The organism is Mesorhizobium sp. M7A.F.Ca.AU.002.02.1.1, assembly GCF_003998535.1.
Classification (GTDB): Bacteria; Pseudomonadota; Alphaproteobacteria; order Rhizobiales; family Rhizobiaceae; genus Mesorhizobium; species Mesorhizobium ciceri.
The window spans coordinates 1-2933 of sequence record NZ_RZPB01000743.1; the positions used below are offsets into that span (position 1 = coordinate 1).

The 2933-nt window shown below is 63.4% G+C and carries 1 pseudogene; it reads right to left on the reverse strand.

Going from position 1 to position 2933, the window contains the following annotated elements:
- Nucleotides 1–2933: pseudogene (locus EN879_RS30485) on the reverse strand (hypothetical protein); the annotation flags it as partial.

A 2933-nucleotide genomic window follows, 5' to 3' on the forward strand; every position in this document is an offset into this window, starting at 1 on the left:
TTGAGACTGGCAAGATAGGCCTGAACCGCCGTGTCGTCGGTGGCGCTGCCGGCATAGCCTTCGATCTTGTCGATCACATTGAACCGCTGCCGCACGCGGATATCGGTGACGCCAGCTGACGGATCGACGCTCAGCGTATTTCCATGGATATCAAAAGTCAGCGCGCCATTGTCGGGCGTGCCGGAGGCACCAGCCTGGCTCGAGGTTATCCCGCCATTGACGCGGATCGCCTCGAGCGCGGCTGCGGTCGTCGTGCTGACGGTGTTGTTGGTGATGGTGGCATTGACGATCCCATTGCCGTCGCCGTTCGCGACCAGGATGCCATAGTTCGCGACGTGCGTGACAGTGTTGCCGTCGAGCTTGACGGTCACCGTGTTGCTGCCGGTGGCGGTCCCGTTGATGGAGACACTGATACCTGGTCCGGTGCCGGAATCCGCGTTGTTGATGTTGTTGTTGAGGATGTTGCCCGTGAACAGGCCACGCACGACCGGCGATGCGGCACCGCCGCGGTTGACGTTGATCTGCGAGCCCGCGCCGCCGGCACCAAACAGGGTCGCATAGTTCGCCGTGGTGAAGGTCGCGTTCAGCACATTGAAATTATAGGTGCCGGCGCCGTTCTGATCCATGTCCACGCCAACGAAATTGTCGGTGAAGGTGCCGCCGCTGCCGGCGACGCCGGCCTGGCCGACATCGAAATCGATGTTGCCCGAGCCGTTGTTGATGAGCTGGATACCTCTCGCGAAATTGCGCAGGAACGACGAGTTCGTGACAAGGCCGGTGATGTTGGCGGTGCCGTCGGCCTGCAGCAGCAGGCCGACATTGCCTGGCGGTCCCACGGAGGTGTCGCGGAAGGTCGAGCCCGAAACAGTGATGTTCAACGTGCCGCTGTTGTTGAAGACGTTGAAATTGTCCTCAAGGCCGTTCGCGATCACCGAATTGGTGATGGCGACGGTGCCGGTCAGGCCGTTATGGGCGGCGTCGGCGGCGCGGAAGCTGATCGAGCCTTCGTCGGCCGCGGCGCTGGTGCCGTTCGTGCCAGAGGTTGCGTTCACCACGCTATTGGTGAGCGCGAAGCCATTCACCTCGAACCCTCGGATACCGAAATTGTCGAAATCGTTCAGCTGCAGACCATTGAGCTGCACATCCTTCGTATTGCTGAGGTAGATGCCGGTGCCTTGCGTGGCGCTGCCATCGGCGCCGGTCTTGTTGGCGATGACGCCCCCGCCGGTCGCGCCGACGTTGGCGCCATTTCCAGTCACATGCAAGCCGCCATTGCCGAGCGCCGTGCCGGTATTGACCAGGATGATGCCGTTGGCGCTACCGCCATTCGATGTGATGCTCTGGAAGACAAGGTTCCCCGAGCCGATATTCGTGTTCTCGACATCGAGCGCGGTGCCGGTCCCCGAATTGATCGTGCTGCCGGAGCCGGTGGCGGTAACCGTGCCGCCGCCGGTGGCGCTGAAGCCGGTGGTGTCGCTGGTTGAGGTATCGATCGCCAGCTTGTTGGTGAAGCTGATCGTCGTGCCGTTGGTGCCGCCATTGGCCACCAGGTTGATGCCGTCGCTAAAGCTATTCGATGTTATGGCGCCGTCGAACGAGATCGTGCTGCCGCCGCCGGCGGTGCCGGTGTGGTTCTGGACGTCGATCGCGGTGGCGTTGGCGGTGTGGGTAATGGTGCCATTGTAATCGATATTGGCCGAACCGCCCGAAACCAGGAACGCCGTACCCGTTGCACCGCTCAGCGCGCCGGAACCGAGGTCGACCGTGCCGCTGACGTTGGTCAGCCTGACATTGTTGGCGCCGCCGACCGAATTGGTCGAATCGAGCGCGATGCTGGCGGCGACGCCAGAGAGATTGATCGCCTGGCCGGTGGTCGCCCTCACCGTTTCTGCGGCAGCGGTAGCTGTGATGCCCATCGTGCCGCCGGTTCCAACAATTCCGGTGCCGCTGGCGGTGTCGATGGTCACGCCGCCGGTGAAGCTGACCGTGCCGCCGGTTTGCGAGACGCCGACGCCGGTGGTCGTGTCAATGTTGGCGAGGCCGGTGATGTTGAGCGTACCGCTCGCCACCTGAATGCCGCCGCCCGCCGTGACGGCGCTGTTCAGTGTCACCGTGTTGAAGGTGAAGACGCCGGTGTTGCCGGCGTTGATCGCCATAATGCCGGCAGTCGTCGCCGCGGCAACGCTCGTGTTGCCGGTGACGGTGAAGGTACCGGCGACGCCGTCGAAAATGATGCCGCCGCTGCTGCCGCCTGAACTGATGCTGGTCACCACCATATTGACGGTCAGCGGATCGAGATCGAACGCCGCGCCATTCCCCGTGAAGACGCCGCCGCTGCTGCTGTTCAGCGTGAAATTGGTGGTCTTGGTGTTGGCTAGGACGCCGGTGCCGCCATTGTTGAAGACGCTGAACGCGCCGAGATCGAGGGTGCCGCTGGTGTTGGTGAAGCTGAGGCCGTCGCCCTGGACGCGCCCTGGGCCTGGTGAGCCAACACCGATCGTTCCGGCGCTGACAGTGCCGCCGGCGCCGTTGGAGTCGAAGCGGACATTGTTGAAGGCGATGCCGCCGCCAGTGCCGCCGAGCACAGTGTTGTCGGCAAAGGACTGGATCTCGACCGAGTTGTCCGTCGCGCTGATGTTCTGGCCGGCAAAGGACGCGGCCAGCGCCGATCCCGTCGATTTCAGCGTATTGCCGTCGATCGAAAGCAGAAGCGTGTTGGCCGGCGCAGCTGATGTGGAGAAATCGAGCGCCCTGCCGCCGGCCGCGATGTCGTTGTTGCGGAGGAAGAAACTGGAGGCGGACGTCGCGTTGACGGCGACACCAGTGCCGGTGCCTGTGTTGCGGATGATGAGGTTCTGGAGGCCGCCGGTGACGACGCCCGAGCCTGATGTCGCCAGATCGACCACCGAGCCGGCGGTGTTGCTCTGCAGGAT